We start from the raw sequence: 14781 nt of genomic DNA, 5'->3' as shown, positions 1-14781 counted from the left end.
ATGGGCCAATTCGAATACCATAATTAAAATTAACTTGAAAGGGTGTCATGAAGCCATTGAATACGCGCTCAATCTGGGTAAATCTGCGTTTATTTTCGGTCTTGATATTGCTAAGCGGGTGTGCGGCGCAATGGCACAAATCAGTTGGCGAAGAAGGCGCACGCTATGCGTTCCAATTTCAACGTAATAATACGGCCCCCACTTCTGGGGTGGTGATGATTGATGAAGCACAACTGGCACCCGGTGATATTTTATTTTCTGCCGATCAGGGGCTGGCCTCGCGCACGTTGCGCTTCAGTGGCAACACTTCTGTTAGCCACAGTTTTGTGTATTTGGGCGAGGGGAAAATTGCGGAAGCGCTGGGCAGTGGCGTGCGTATTATGCCGATACAAAATAGCATGGCCGACAGCCCATTACTGGCAGTTTATCGCTATCCTGGCTTAACAGACGTTCAAGTGACTGCAATTCAAGCTTTTGCGGAACAGCATTTGGGTTCTCCCTATAATTATTTTGGTATTGCTAAGCAAACTCCCTACACCATTACTCGAAAAATATGTGAATTACCGGTGATACCGCGCGCCATGCGCCACCTATGTCTGAACACCATGGCGGTGGTGCAAGTCTCACCATTCCAAGGCAATCGATATTTTTGCTCGCAATTTGTGGTAGAGGCATTCAATCGAGCCGGTGCCCCTTTAACGAAAACACCACCTGAATGGGTGAGCCCGGGTGACTTACTACACATGCGTGCCGATGACATACCTTCGGTGATTCCGGTTAAGCCTTTGCAGTATGTAGGTCACTTGCGTTGTCAGACATCACTGTGGCAAGGCAGCTGCACTTTGGCTGATGCGTCATAGTTTCAGGCTGCCTGAAAGCAATAGCAACGACATAAAAAAGCACCGCCTAGCGGTGCTTTTTTATTGGTAAAGATGAGACTATCCAAACATCAGATATCGTCTTTTTGCTGGCCCAATTGGGGTAAGACAGAATCTTTGCCCAAAGTGAGTAGCCCCGTTTTTGCATACAACGCCAATTTGCTGCGGGTATCAATGATGTCGAGATTGCGCATGGTGAGTTGGCCAATGCGGTCGGCCGGTGTGAATGCAGCGTTGTCGACTTTTTCCATGCTTAATCGTTCTGGCTGATAGGTTAGGTTGGGGGACTCGGTATTGAGAATGGAGAAATCATTACCTCGGCGTAATTCCAGTGTGACTTCGCCGGTGATGGCTTTCGCGACCCAACGCTGAGCAGTTTCACGCAGCATCAGTGCTTGTGAGTCAAACCAGCGACCTTGATACAATAATCGACCCAATCGGATACCGTCTATACGGTATTGCTCGATGGTGTCTTCATTGTGAATGCCACTCACCAAACGTTCATAGGCAATGTGTAACAAGGCCATGGCAGGTGCTTCATAAATGCCGCGTGATTTGGCTTCGATAATACGGTTTTCAATTTGATCGGTCATACCCAAGCCATGACGCCCGCCAATGCGGTTGGCTTCCAGAATCAATGCGACGGGATCAGTATATTCCTGGCCGTTTAATGCCACCGGCACCCCTTCTTCAAAGCGCACCGTGACGGTTTCAGGTTGAATGGTCACGTCCTCACGCCAAAAAGCCACGCCCATAATTGGATTGACGATTTTCACGCTGCTGTTGAGGAATTCCAAGTCTTTTGCTTCATGTGTGGCGCCCAACATGTTGGAGTCGGTGGAATAGGCTTTTTCTACCGACATTTTGTAATCAAAACCGTTGGCAATCAAAAATTCGGACATTTCATGGCGGCCACCCAATTCATCAATAAATTGCTGATCCAGCCATGGTTTGTAAATGCGCAAGCTGGGGTTGGTCAGCAAACCATAACGATAGAAGCGTTCAATGTCATTGCCTTTATAGGTAGAGCCATCGCCCCAAATGTTGACCTCGTCTTCTTTCATGGCAGCGACCAGCATGGTGCCGGTAACGGCGCGCCCCAGCGGTGTGGTATTGAAATAGGGCATTCCGCCTGTGGTGATGTGGAAAGCGCCACACTGGATTGCCGCAATACCTTCATGTGCTAATTGGGTGCGACAATCAATGAGGCGTGCTTTTTCGGCACCATATTCCAACGCTTTTTGGGGAATAGCATCGTAGTCGTCTTCGTCAGGTTGGCCCAAATTGGCGGTGTAGGCATAAGGTAGGGCGCCTTTGATTTTCATCCATAATAAAGCGGTAGAAGTATCCAGCCCGCCAGAAAAAGCGATGCCTACTTTTTGGCCAATGGGCAGGTTTTGCAAAATAGTGGCGTTATTGCTCATGAAAAAATCCTTACGTTTTTAATTAGGGGAGGCTGTTTTGGGCTGCCTGAAAGGGGTTTATTGCCAAATCAGCAATGCATGATTGCGCTTGCCGCGGCGTAAAATAGTGTATTTTCCAAAGCGCTTGTCTTCGTCGCGCACAATAAAGTCCACAGTGTCGATTTTTTTGCCGTTGACCACAGCTGCACCTTGACTCACAAAGCCACGGGCTTCGTTATTGGATTTGGCAAGGTCAGCAGCAGTGAGTGCCTGCACAATCGTCAAGTTGCCTGAAATGGGAAAGCTGGGCAAACCATCCAAAGCCAATTGCTGAAAATCGCTTTCGGTAAGCTGGCTTTGGTCTTCAGCAAATAGGCTGTCTGAAATGCGTTGTGCGGCGGCCAAAGCGGCTTCACCATGAATCAAACGCGTCATTTCTTCGGCCAAAATACGTTGTGCTTGGGGTTTGCTGCCGCTGGCTTGGTCTTGTGCTTCAAGGGCATCGATGTCAGCCACACTTAAGAATGTAAAGTATTTGAGGAACTGATATACATCAGCATCGGCTACTTTGAGCCAGAATTGGTAAAACTGATATGGTGAGGTTTTTTCTGGGTTCAACCACACGGCGCCACCTTCTGTCTTGCCAAATTTGGTGCCATCAGATTTGGTTACCAGTGGCAGGGTCAGTCCATAGACTGTGCCTTGGTGTAAGCGACGAGTAAGGTCAATCCCTGCGGTGATGTTGCCCCATTGGTCTGAACCACCAATTTGCAATACCGCACCATGTCGCTTGTGTAGCTCGGCAAAATCGTAACCTTGTAACAAAGCATAAGCAAATTCCGTGAAAGAAATGCCCACATCATCCCGGCCCAATCGCTGCTTGACTGATTCTTTATTGAGCATGGCGTTGACAGAAAAATGTTTGCCAATGTCACGCAAGAAATCCAAACAATTCATGCGGCCAAACCAATCGTAATTATTGGCCATAATGGCGGCATGATCACCATCGAAATGGAGGAATGGTTTTAATTGGTTGCGAATTTTTTCAACCCAGTTTTGCACAGTGTCCAAGGTATTGAGACTGCGCTCTTGTGCTTTAAAGCTGGGGTCGCCAATCATACCGGTGGCGCCACCCACCAGCGCAATGGGTGTGTGTCCGGCCAATTGAAAGCGGCGTAAAGCCAAAATGGGCAGCAAATGACCGATGTGCAGGCTGTCTGCCGTGGGATCAAAACCGCAGTACAAACTAATTTTTTTCTCATTGAGCAGCGCGTCCAGCGCCGCTGCATCTGTGGTTTGCGCAATCAAACCGCGCCCTTGTAAATCGTGAATCACACTGGTCATGTTTTTCTTTCAGATTTTGCGATAGCAACCAAATATGCTGAGTATGGATTTCAGCTTGCCTGAATATCCATGATGGCCGCAGCAGTTTTTATTACGCGTGTATGACTGCTTTACCTCAGTGCACAGCGATTTCAGTTGCTTGAATAAATGGGTTGCATTTTACACGATTTGAGCCTGGTTTAGGCTGGAAACGGCTGGGTTTTATCCGTTCGCTATGGGTGTTGCCCGTTGGGATGCGGTGATTCAGATCGATTGGGTTTTGGATACGTTACCAAAGCTCGGGGTGTTAATGCCTAGATCCATCATTTTCTTTGGTTTGATTCAGACTGAAGTAGGGGAATTGCCGAGTGATGAAGCTGGCTACGATAAATAAAGTATTTATGTGCTGAGCACAGTATTTTGCGGTGAACTTGGATGGATAATATGGGGCGTCTGTGGTTTTATGGTCTGAATGGTGGGTTGATGGCATAAGAAAAAGGAAACCGCCAAGGGTTTCCCTAAAATTTCAATCAATACTATTTCAAATTCAAACTAAGCGCGTTGGCTTAGCGTTGTGGCCAATTTTGTGGTGAGGTTTGCATGCCTGGGCGCGGGCCCGGGCGGGATTGCGTTGCTCGATTATCGCGATGGTTCATATACCGGTTGGGGCCTTGGTTAGATTGATGCCATTGATTGTCATTGGGTCGATTACTGGGGCGGTCAAATCGTGATGGTTGGTTGGGTTGCAGACGATTCATGTGCCGATTATCACGTGCTCGCCAGTTTTGGTACTGAGCATAGCGGTTACGTTCGTTATCGCGCAGCATGTCGCGGCGCACGGCCTCGCGGTAAGCACGGTAATCTTGTTGTTTACGAAATTCGCGCCCGCCATAGTAATAGCGGTTGTTGTAGTAACCTTCACGGTTATAGTTGCGGTTGTTTTGGCTTAGTAGATTACCCAATAAACCGCCGGCTGCAGCGCCCAGAAGTGTGGAATTGATGTCATTGCCCACCGCATTGCCCACAACCCCTCCAACTGCGGCACCCACAATGGTGCCTGTGGTTCGATTCACTTCAGCCATACTTAAGGGGGCGCTGGCCACTGCGATGGCGCCAAATAGGGTAATCAGGCGAGTATGTATTTTCATGGTTACATCCTTTCATCAGGAAGATTTATCTTATATTTTGTTGCTGCCTGACGGCTGCATTGAAAATACTATGCACCTCATTCAGGCAGCCTGAAAAGAGGGGTTTTCATAAAAAATGAGTGCCTTAACACAAAGAAGGTATAGTGCTGTCTCATTTTACATACATATTTGTATGTATATTTCAGTATTGTTTTGGATTAGCGTCGAGTCGGGGCAAGCATAATATCCAAATGATGCGTGGGCATTAAATTGGCTTTTACTGCGTCAAAGCGAGTGGAGCTGATTTGGGATAATGATGAAAGACACTAGTCACCCAAAATACAATAGCAAGGAAAAGTGTTCCATCAATAAGCCTTATGATCATTTCTCTAAAATATGATACTCAGCAGGGTTGCCTGAAAACAAAAAAGCAGACCATGTAGTCTGCTTAGCGTTTATGTGGTAACCAGCAATAGTGGGTTTATACATTAAACAAGAAGTTAATCACGTCACCATCTTGTACCACGTAATCCTTGCCTTCTGCCCGCATTTTACCAGCTTCCTTGGCTTTGGCTTCGCCACCTAGGGTAATAAAATCTTCATAAGCAATCACTTGAGCTCGAATAAAGCCGCGTTCAAAGTCGGTATGGATGACGCCTGCGGCTTGTGGCGCAGTATCGCCTTTGTGTATCGTCCATGCGCGCACTTCTTTTACGCCTGCTGTAAAGTAAGTTTGCAGGCCCAGTAAGTCATAACCAGAACGAATCAGTCGATTTAATCCTGGTTCTTGTAGCCCCATTTCTTGTAGAAACTCAGCTTTGTCGGTCTCGTCCAAATCGGCAATTTCGCTTTCTATGGCGGCGCACAATGCCACTACTGGCGCACCTTCTTTTTCAGCTAAAGCACGTAAACGATCCAAATGGGGGTTGTTTTCAAAGCCATCTTCAGCCACATTGGCCACATACATGGCAGGTTTGACGGTCAAAAGGCACAAAGCTTAATTAGCGCCAATGATTCTTCATCCAATAACGCAGAGCGAACCGGTTTGCCTTCGAGCAAATGGTTTTGCAATTGTTCTAATACGGTCACCAGTTTTTGTGCTTCTTTATCGCCAGAACGACCACGTTTGCCTTCGCGTAGGATGGCTTTTTCAACACTGGCTAAATCGGCCAGGGCCAATTCAGTGCCAATCACTTCGATATCAGCCACAGGATCCACTTTACCGGCCACATGCACGATGTTGTCATCGTCAAAACAGCGCACCACATTCACAATGGCATCGGTTTCACGAATGTTGGCCAAAAACTGATTGCCCAAACCCTCGCCTTTACTGGCGCCAGCCACCAAGCCTGCAATATCAACAAATTCCACAATGGCTGGCTGCATTTTTTGAGGGTTCACAATCTTGGCCAACGCAGTCATGCGCGCATCAGGTACTTCAACAATGCCCACATTGGGTTCAATGGTGCAAAAAGGATAGTTGGCCGCTTCAATACCGGATTGGGTCAAGGCGTTAAAAAGCGTGGATTTTCCCACGTTGGGCAGGCCCACGATGCCACATTTCAAACTCATGGTAATCCTTTGTGTTCAGCGCAAAATTCAAAGATAAAATTGTAACATAAGCATTCATGCGTTTTCAGGCAACCTGACAATAAGATATGGCTGCGGTGCCAATGCATAAAAAACCATCTCATTGCGTGTCCAGTGTTCGGCATGTGCACCTTAACTCATCATCTTGTGCGCCCATGGAAAATTGTTAAATAGATAGCACCACATAAGCTATGCTGATGAATCTGTATGTTCATGATTTGAAGAAGTCGTGCAATCAATCTGATCAATATAACCCCATAAAAGTAGGGCAGACATGAATCAGGGCCAATTGTTATTTGACCTGTACCGCCTGTCTGAGAGAAACCAAGTTATTTCTGATCATATAGCCCTGGTTGCCTTCGCAGGTATGGTAAACAGGTTACCTGAAAGTTAATTTAATTAGAAAACAATTAAATACCATGATTTATGAGCATATCTATTGCGTTCGTCGCTAGCCATTGTATAATGCGCGCTTAAGAAAATTACGGCGAATTAGCTCAGTCGGTTAGAGCAGAGGAATCATAATCCTTGTGTCCGGGGTTCGAATCCCTGATTCGCCACCAAATTGTATAAGAGCCTGAATTTCAGGGCTCTTATTTTTCACTGGTTTTTCCTTCAATGCAAACCGGCGGCATAATCCTTAGTGTGGGGGGGTGCTTGTTTTGTCACAGTCACAGCAGCAACAAAAAAGGTCTGAAATTCAATAAACACGGGCATTTGAAACAAATTTAGCATAAAAATGGGAAATGCAAAAAAATAGGCAAAAATGAGCAGATATTGAGTAATTTTGCATAATTTATGTCACAGAATAAACAGAAAACCGAGCGGTTTTGAATAACGCGCTCGGTTTTTTATTGTTTGTTTAAAGGGCTGTTAAATCTTGCGGCCGAACCACTCCACTTTGCCTACCACCTCTATATTAGCAATTGGTTTGCTTATATCAATGCCAAAGGGCTCATACGCTTCATTAGCCGACGTTACCCAAAGCATGTTGTCCGGCATGAGTTGAGTTCGCTTAACAATTAAGTTTTCGCCCATGCGCAGTACGTACAGTCCATCACCCGGCGCTTTCTTGGCGTGGTTTACCAAGATATTGTCGCCATCATTTAAAACGCCCTCCATGCTGTCGCCCTTGACCGCGATTACCGACAAATCTTTGGGATCAGCGCGTAGGTAGTTTTCAATCCAATATCGGCGGAAAGCCATTGTGAATACAGGCTTGTCGTCTTCATTGTAGCAACCATGCCCTGCGGCTGCTTTTACGTCATAGCGGGGGATAAACACAAACTCATCAATACTCACAGGCCTACCAAATACATCATAAGCCGCCATGCTTTCTTGCAAGTTCTTTGGGGTTAATGGAGCGCCCTGATTTTTGTTTGAATTCTCTCGAAATGGTTCGCCCTCACCAGTCATCAGCCATTTTAAATCACATCCAGTTATGTCATTAATTTTTAGCAATGTTTCCGCTTTTGGGAGCGTCTGCTTGCTAAAAACTTTTGATAGGCCTACATGAGACATGCCAATTTCTGTAGAAATTGAAGCAATGGTCTTATTTGGGAATAAGGAAAGTAGCCTGTCTTTAAAATTATCCATAAGTTTATTACCTCTTGTTTAGAAAATTTGGACTAAACAAAAAACTAAACAAGTAAACTTCCTTTTGTTTAAAAAACATATCTATTAAAAACAATAGTTTCTATAAATGTGTACAAAATTATCTGAAAATACAAAACAAAAGTATTGATATAGATACTCTTGTTAAGTAATATATCCACAAGTTAAACGAACAGGCGGCGCTTTCCGCCTTACTAAATGGAGTAAGTCAATATGCAAAAAAATACAGCCGATTGGCACCGCGCCGACATCGTTGCGGCACTCAAAAAAAAGGGCTGGACCATCGCTGCTTTATCAAGAGAAGTGGGGTTGAGTTCAAACACCTTAAAGACGGCACTTGCCACGCCTTACTTAAAGGGCGAGCGGATTATCGCCACCGCCATCGGCGTGCCCCCTGAGGAGATTTGGCCAACGCGCTACGAACACCGGAATTTTCACCCCGTCTTCCCAAAAGCAGTTAATGCCTGAAGTTTAATTGCAAAACCATATAAATGCACTTTTTAAAAATCGCATTCATGTTGAAAACGCCATGAGAAAAAACAGCCGAATCACCAAAAACACTAAGGCCATGAGCTTTGATCATGCCATTGAGTTGTCCGAAGTATGGGCTGATCAGCACCGCATGCCGAGCAAAAAAGTGTGCGAATTAATGGGTGTGGAATACAAAACGCTTCGCAGATGGATGATAGACGGCACGATGCCTCTTAATAAGCTTATTCAATATGAGCACCTCACCGGCTCTCAATTCATTAGCGAATATTTGTGCGTGTTTCACGGCCATAAAGTGGTGATCGACATCCCGCGCGGCAGCAAATGCAGCGTGACTGATTTGGTGCAATTGCAAACACAGCTTGCTCAAGTTGTTGCCTTGATTGCTTCATTTAATGAGGGCAAAACCGAGGCAGATGAAACCATCGCTGGTATCAATGAAAGCTTATCTGCATTGGTGTACCAGCGCGAGAACGTGAAGCGTCATGAAACTCCTGAGCTTGGATTCGACGGGGGTAATGATGAGTAACCTATATTTAACGTCTGCTGAACTTGCTGATTTGAGGCTGCCTGATTTGCCCAAAAGCAAACAAGGTATTGAGCATATCGCGAGACGTGATCAATGGCTATTTGAAAACATACCCGGGCAAGCACGCGGTGGTAAACGCAAAGTATTTGTTGTGTCGCAGCTGCCTGCCGATATTCAGGCAGCCATCCGTGCAAAGCAGACCGCGCAACTGCTTGCCGAAACAGCACCAGCACCGATGCCTGCATTGTCTGATGCTGACATCAAATCCGTTGCCGTCCCCCTGACGGATCGGCAACGCCAAGTTGAATCAGCCCGAATGGGTGTCTTGACCACTATCGACAACATTGTGGGCCAAACCGGCTGCGCAAAAGAACACGCGATTAAAACCGTTTTAACCAACGCACGCATGGTTGGTTTTGAGCAGCTTGCACGGTTGTTTGAATTGGCCCGAGACGAGCGAGGCGCAACAGGAGAGTTGCCCAGCCTGCGCACGATTAAACGCTGGTTTGCCAACCGCGATCATTTGGCACCCAAAATCAAACAAGCCGATATGAGCCTGCCTGAATGGGCGCCGCTATACCTGAAATTCTATCAAGTGCCACAAAAAGTGAGCCATCAGCATGCGTATGAGCAATTTGCCCAAGCGTTCTTGCAGACTCATCCGATGGCAAAACTGCCCAGCCCATGGCAATGCTACCGGTTTGTGCAGAAGCTGGGCAATGTCAGCAAGCAAAAAGGCCGGATTGGCGAACGTGAAATCAAATACCTGAAACCATACAAAGTGCGCGAATTTTTGCACTTAGAGCCAACGGAAATCTACACCTGTGATGGTCACACGTTTGATGCTGAAGTGCTGCACCCAGACAGCGGCAAGCCATTCCGACCTGAAATCACCACCATTGCTGATGTGGCCACACGCAAGATTGTTGGCTTCAGTGTGGATTTGGCCGAAAGCGGTACTGCCGTATTGGCCGCCATTAGCCACGCTTGCGAAACCAATGGGGTACCGGCTCTATTCTATGTCGATAACGGCGGCGGCTACCGCAACCACATGATGGCGGATGAAGCCATTGGCTTAATGGGCCGCATTGGTACATCAATGGTTCATTCGCTTGCCTACAGTTCGCAAGCACGCGGGGTGATCGAGCATTTGCATAAAACCGTTTGGGTGAAAGCGGCGCAAAGCCTGCAAACGTATATGGGCGAGCTGATGGACCCGCAAGCCAAACAGCTGGTGCACAAAACCACACGCGGGCTTTTAAAAAAGGGCATGAACTTAAAAAATGTGCCCGCTTTAGCCAATATCCAGTCGCTCAACCCAAATTTGATTCTAGATTTTCGGGAATTTGTGGCGTTCTGTGAATGGCATGTTGCGCAATACAACAACCGCCCGCACAGCAGCCTGCCAAAGATTTTGGATGTGAATGGCAAACGCCGCCACATGACACCCAATGAAATGTGGGCGCTGAAAGTGGAACAAGGTGCGCAGATTATCAAAATCGCCGATGACGAAAAATACCAACTTTTCTTGCCGCAACAAATGCGCACGGTACAGCGTGGTTGTGTGTTCTTACAAAACAACCGCTATTTCAGCCAATCACTTGACGAATACAACGGCGACACCGTGCGCGTGGCTTATGACATCCACGATGCGAATCATGTGTGGGTTTATGACGACCTTGGTCGCTTAATCTGCCGCGCGGAATGGAATGGCAACAATATTGATTACATGCCTGTGAGCGTGCGCGATCAAGCCAAAGACAAACGGGTTGATGCACAGCTGCGGCGCTTGGGCGTGAAACAAGCCACCGCAGAAGCCGCGCGTCCACAGCGTTACATCGAGCACCAAGCCAGCAGTGTGAACATGGGTGGCATCACCATCGACATGGACAAACTAGCCGAGCAGGGCGAGAAAGCCCGGCTATCGATGCGCCAACACAACGACACGGTTGACGCTGTGGTGACAAAAGAAGTGCAAAAAGCGGAATTAATCGAAGAACAAGCCGCGTGGTCAGTACCTACAGAATCCGCCGACCGTTTTGCGCTATTTGAACGCATTAAAAATCAAGCTGGGCTGCCTGAACAAGCCGCCCGCTGGGTGCAGATGTATCCCAACAGCCACGAATACAAAGCTATGAGCAAACGTGCTCACAGCATGTAAATGGGTGGCACGGGTGGCCGCCCGTGCCGAGACAAGCAACATCTCAATACTACGAGGAAATTGTAATGAAAGTCGCACCAATCAACAACCTAAACCTAGTAAGCGTCGCCATGGAGCGCCTGATTAATCGGCAGGATGGTTTGCCTGGCTTAGGTGTTTATTACGGCCCCAGTGGATTTGGCAAAACCACCACAACCGTGGCTGTGGCCATTGAAACCCGCGCTTATTACGTACAAATGCGCAGCGCGTGGAGCAAAAAAACCTTGCTGGAAAAAATCTGTTCAGAAATGTCGCTTCAGGCAGCCCGCACCGTTTCAGCCAGCCTTGATGTGATTTGTGAGCAGCTGGCTGCGAGCCAACGCCCACTCATCATTGACGAAGCGGATTTTGCAGTGACCAAAGCAGGCATGGTTGAGTTGCTACGCGATATTTATGAAGGTAGCCAGGCGCCGCTGATGCTCGTTGGCGAAGAAATGCTGCCGAATAAATTGAAAAAATTTGAGCGCTTCCACGGCCGCGTTTTGAATTGGGTACCTGCTCAACCCGTCAGCTTGGGCGATGCGCAACTGCTGGCTGAAATCTACGCGCCTAATTTGGAAATTGAAGAGCCGGTATTGAAAGAGCTTGTTGCTTTGAGCCATGGCTCCGTGCGCCGAGTAACAGTCAACCTGGTGAACATTGCCGAGAACGCGATGGTGCGCGGCATTACGAACATGACACTCAACGACCTTGATCGAACGGCGCTGTATCAAGCGAAGCCCCAAAACGCAGCCTGAGCTAAGGATACGGAAATGGAACTAACAAAACCGCAACCGACTATCTGCCAGCGCATGTATGCGCTACTGCGAAAAAATCTAAATCAGCCCATTGCAAGAAACATGATGGCCTTAGAGCTCGGAGTGGGCGCTGACAGCATCGATGACCGCTACCTGCGCCACCTTGCTGCTGCTGGCTATGTTATCAAACATCAGATGCAAAGGGGCCAGTCAAGCAAATGGCAACTAATCAAGGATGCTGGTATTGACGCGCCACGCTTTTCCGCTAATGGGTCATTAATTGTGGCCACGGGTGCGAATGAAGCGATCTGGCAAGCAATACGGATTCTGAAAACGTTTACACGCGAAGAACTGGCCGCACACGTAGCCAAATTTGCCAAACCAGAGACGGTGGCAAGCTACATCAAGGCCATTGAACCTGCAGGCTACCTGAAGCGCAGCGGATCGTACGCCCGCCCGTTGTACACACTGGTGCGCAATACCGGCCCGAAACCACCGCAAATCATGCGTGTGAAAGAGGTTTACGACCCAAATCTGGATGAAATTATGGCTCGGGAGGTGCCGGATCGTGAGTAATTGGTTAAACATTTTAGAAAGCGCCGTTGCCCGTACTTCACCGCGTGAAGTTGCTGAAAAACTGGGTTACAGCCGAGCCACCGTAAGCCTGGTGCTCAACGGCAAGTATCAAGGCAAAACTGACAAAGTGGCTGAACGGGTGCTTGAAGTGTTTGGCCAGGTTGAATGCCCGTTTGAGCAGCGTGTCATTACCCCTGCGGATTGCAAAGCCCATGCGCTGGCCAAAGCCCCGACCCATAACCCGATCAAGATGGAACATTGGCGCGCTTGCCTGCGCTGCCCGATGCGCCCAGAGGGAGAAAAATCATGACAACCAATCAACACCGCATGTGGTACTGGCTTGGCGCACTGCCCATTGCTTTGCTGTTGAGCGCTACCCCCACAGCTTGTGAGCCGCAACCAGCCGCTGCGTACCCGCGCACAGAGACGCCATCCGCGATTATGGCGCGGCTTGATGCCGAAGCGGCTGCTCAAGTCCGTGCAACAGAGCGCGCATACGCCGCCATGCCGGATGCTGAAAAAACATTGGGTGATGCAGAGGTGCAGCCATGAGACGCCGCCATTCAACCACTTTGATACGCAATATCAGCCCGGGCGAGTGGGCGCAGCGCCAGCGCCGCCGCATTAATGCTCGGCATCGCAGGGGTGCAAGCAACCAGCCAACCCGGCGTTTAAGCAATGTCGCTGATTTTTTGCCGGGCGGGAAAAACTATGTTGCTCCGACCGATAACTGGGACGGCGGTAACAGGGAGCAAAGCCATGATTAAAGCACTTTTAAAACTGGTTTTAGGTTGGCTGATTTTGATGTTTTGCTCGGCAACACTGGTTTGTTTTTACATCGATTGGCTATTAATGAAATGGGGTCACTGAAATGCAAGTAAATAAAACCATCTTGGCCACGCTGGCCGATAACGCACAAAAAACGGCCAAGGAAATTATTAAAGAAACTGGCATCCGCAACGGCTTAGTGATGGATGCACTCGACAAGATGGAGGATGTGGGCACGATTCAAAGCGACATGGTTGAAGGTGTGATTGTGTATTTCTTGCCATCGAACGCCGTTGCCCCTGCTCCTGAAATCCTGCAACCAGTTTCAACACAGGATGGGCTGCCTGAATGGGATGTTGCGGAGGCCCGTGGTTATGTATTGTCAATTGAAGGTGCATTTACTCCTGCATTAATCATTAACAGCCTTGGTAAACAGCACCAGGTGAATATTTATGCCTTATTGAGACAAATGGAAAAGCAAGGGATTCTCGAACGCGCCGAACGCGGCATGTATCAACGCACATTGGAGCAGTGTGTAGATGATGAGGCACCAGAAGAAGCCGACAGTATTTTGTCAATATTATCGACGCTTTGTACAGATGACGAGGTGCCCGGTGCTGAAGATAACGCCCCATCTCAAAATATCGTTTCAGCCGAGCCAGAGCCTGCCCCGTGCATAAACTCGCTGAATGAAAACAACACGCCGCTTTTTGGTTTGTTTAGTGATGGATCATGTGAAATCAGTGTTGACCAGTACGATATTGTGCTTGAGCAAGCGCACATGGCCGCATTAATCGCGTTTTTCGCCAGCGCATTCGGATACAAGAAAGTCGAGGCGTGAGATGGATAAGAAAACTGCTCTGGAAAAAATCAAAAAGTGTTTGCGCCTGGCTAAATCAGCCAATGAACACGAGGCCGCGCAAGCGCTGAAACAAGCGCAAGCATTGATGCGTGAGCATGGCGTAACAGACTTCGATGTCGTTCTATCAGAAGTGACAGAAGCTGGTGTGAAAACGCCAGTTGCGTGTCCACGCTGGCAACATGGTTTGTTCAATGTGTGCAAAAAGGCATTTGGTTGCGGTGGTTATATTGAAAAGGATTTTGATTATCTAGCCAACCGTTACACCGCAAGTTACAAATTTTATGGCGTGGCACCGAAGCCGGAACTGGCCAGCTATGCCTATGAAGTATTACTACGACAAATTCGGGCAGCGCGGCGGCAGTACATCGCTATTGAACTGAAGCGTGTGCGTTCTACAAAGAATAAAACCTACAGAGCAGATCAATTTTGCGAAGGCTGGGTGGTCGCAGTTCTGAATAAAGTTGAGGTCTTCGCAAACACGCTTGAAGAGCAACAAAAACTCGATTCATATTTTGCCCGACTTGGTGAAATGAAACCGACCAAAGTCCGTGGTTCAAACGTTAAAGGCAGTGTAAAAAACAGCGCAGCATATGACCGATCCAATGGCTACGCACAAGGCCAAGATGCGCAGCTAAATCACGCCATGAATGGTGGTGAAGAGCAGAAAAGATTGGGGGTGTGAGAT

At 47.9% G+C, this 14781-nt stretch carries 16 protein-coding genes, 1 tRNA gene and 1 pseudogene; 13 read left to right on the top strand and 5 right to left on the bottom strand.

Features of this window, described 5'->3' with window-relative positions; all coding sequences use genetic code 11:
* Positions 1 to 47: 47 nt before the first annotated feature.
* Complete coding sequence (locus tag A2F46_RS06345) at positions 48 to 860, top strand: YiiX/YebB-like N1pC/P60 family cysteine hydrolase (protein ID WP_066568166.1); 813 nt, start codon at positions 48 to 50, stop codon at positions 858 to 860.
* A gap of 89 nt (positions 861 to 949) precedes the next feature.
* Here the strand turns inward: A2F46_RS06345 and argG are convergent, their stop codons facing one another.
* Complete coding sequence (gene argG / locus A2F46_RS06340) at positions 950 to 2302, bottom strand: argininosuccinate synthase (protein ID WP_066568164.1); 1353 nt, start codon at positions 2300 to 2302, stop codon at positions 950 to 952.
* A 57-nt stretch (positions 2303 to 2359) separates the two neighbouring features.
* The gene (tyrS, locus tag A2F46_RS06335; protein WP_066568162.1) at positions 2360 to 3625 is read right to left on the bottom strand and encodes a tyrosine--tRNA ligase; all 1266 of its coding nucleotides are present in this window, start codon (positions 3623 to 3625) and stop codon (positions 2360 to 2362) included.
* Positions 3626 to 3839: 214 nt separating this feature from the next.
* Here tyrS and A2F46_RS12300 point away from each other — a divergent pair, with 214 nt between their 5' ends.
* Positions 3840 to 3998 (top strand): hypothetical protein, encoded by a 159-nt coding sequence (locus A2F46_RS12300; protein WP_156471584.1) that lies wholly within the window; start codon positions 3840 to 3842, stop codon positions 3996 to 3998.
* 172 nt (positions 3999 to 4170) lie between these two features.
* On the opposite strand, the gene A2F46_RS06330 is transcribed toward A2F46_RS12300, so the two are convergent.
* The gene (locus A2F46_RS06330; protein WP_066568160.1) at positions 4171 to 4752 is read right to left on the bottom strand and encodes a glycine zipper 2TM domain-containing protein; all 582 of its coding nucleotides are present in this window, start codon (positions 4750 to 4752) and stop codon (positions 4171 to 4173) included.
* Between the two features lie 460 nt (positions 4753 to 5212).
* A pseudogene (gene ychF, locus A2F46_RS06325) lies at positions 5213 to 6303 on the bottom strand (redox-regulated ATPase YchF).
* Positions 6304 to 6807: 504 nt separating this feature from the next.
* On the opposite strand from ychF, the gene A2F46_RS06320 reads away from it, so the two are divergent.
* A tRNA-Met gene (locus A2F46_RS06320) sits at positions 6808 to 6884 on the top strand.
* A 310-nt stretch (positions 6885 to 7194) separates the two neighbouring features.
* Here A2F46_RS06320 and A2F46_RS06315 read toward each other — a convergent pair.
* A complete protein-coding gene (locus tag A2F46_RS06315; RefSeq protein ID WP_066568157.1) occupies positions 7195 to 7917 on the bottom strand; it encodes a S24 family peptidase in 723 nt (240 codons plus the stop codon).
* 231 nt (positions 7918 to 8148) lie between these two features.
* Between A2F46_RS06315 and A2F46_RS06310 the strand changes: the two genes are divergently transcribed.
* The 10 genes from A2F46_RS06310 (at position 8149) to A2F46_RS06265 (ending at position 14778) form a co-directional block, all read left to right on the top strand.
* Positions 8149 to 8403 (top strand): helix-turn-helix transcriptional regulator, encoded by a 255-nt coding sequence (locus A2F46_RS06310; RefSeq protein ID WP_066568156.1) that lies wholly within the window; start codon positions 8149 to 8151, stop codon positions 8401 to 8403.
* A gap of 61 nt (positions 8404 to 8464) precedes the next feature.
* On the top strand, positions 8465 to 8953 hold the full coding sequence (locus A2F46_RS06305; RefSeq protein WP_066568154.1) for a hypothetical protein: 489 nt from the start codon (positions 8465 to 8467) through the stop codon (positions 8951 to 8953).
* Complete coding sequence (locus tag A2F46_RS06300; RefSeq protein WP_082783603.1) at positions 8910 to 11114, top strand: Mu transposase C-terminal domain-containing protein; 2205 nt, start codon at positions 8910 to 8912, stop codon at positions 11112 to 11114. The genes A2F46_RS06305 and A2F46_RS06300 overlap by 44 nt, the downstream gene beginning before the upstream one ends.
* A gap of 65 nt (positions 11115 to 11179) precedes the next feature.
* A complete protein-coding gene (locus A2F46_RS06295) occupies positions 11180 to 11890 on the top strand; it encodes an AAA family ATPase (RefSeq protein WP_066568145.1) in 711 nt (236 codons plus the stop codon).
* 15 nt (positions 11891 to 11905) lie between these two features.
* The gene (locus tag A2F46_RS06290; RefSeq protein WP_156471583.1) at positions 11906 to 12466 is read left to right on the top strand and encodes a hypothetical protein; all 561 of its coding nucleotides are present in this window, start codon (positions 11906 to 11908) and stop codon (positions 12464 to 12466) included.
* Positions 12459 to 12776: a helix-turn-helix domain-containing protein gene (locus A2F46_RS06285; protein ID WP_066568142.1), complete on the top strand. Its 318-nt coding sequence runs from the start codon at positions 12459 to 12461 to the stop codon at positions 12774 to 12776. The genes A2F46_RS06290 and A2F46_RS06285 overlap by 8 nt, the downstream gene beginning before the upstream one ends.
* Positions 12773 to 13018 carry a hypothetical protein gene (locus A2F46_RS06280; protein ID WP_066568134.1) on the top strand — a complete coding sequence of 82 codons (246 nt, stop codon included), beginning with the start codon at positions 12773 to 12775 and terminating at the stop codon, positions 13016 to 13018. The genes A2F46_RS06285 and A2F46_RS06280 overlap by 4 nt, the downstream gene beginning before the upstream one ends.
* Complete coding sequence (locus A2F46_RS06275; protein ID WP_066568123.1) at positions 13015 to 13233, top strand: hypothetical protein; 219 nt, start codon at positions 13015 to 13017, stop codon at positions 13231 to 13233. Before A2F46_RS06280 ends, A2F46_RS06275 begins: the two co-directional genes overlap by 4 nt.
* 125 nt (positions 13234 to 13358) lie before the next feature.
* Positions 13359 to 14075 (top strand): hypothetical protein, encoded by a 717-nt coding sequence (locus tag A2F46_RS06270; protein ID WP_156471581.1) that lies wholly within the window; start codon positions 13359 to 13361, stop codon positions 14073 to 14075.
* A 1-nt stretch (position 14076) separates the two neighbouring features.
* Complete coding sequence (locus tag A2F46_RS06265) at positions 14077 to 14778, top strand: DUF2786 domain-containing protein (protein WP_066568117.1); 702 nt, start codon at positions 14077 to 14079, stop codon at positions 14776 to 14778.
* Positions 14779 to 14781: the final 3 nt, after the last annotated feature.

The organism is Snodgrassella sp. CFCC 13594, from assembly GCF_001590725.1.
Taxonomy (GTDB): Bacteria; Pseudomonadota; Gammaproteobacteria; order Burkholderiales; family Neisseriaceae; genus Snodgrassella.
Note: the sequence above shows the minus strand (reverse complement) of the source record. Positions and strands in the feature narration are given on the sequence as shown.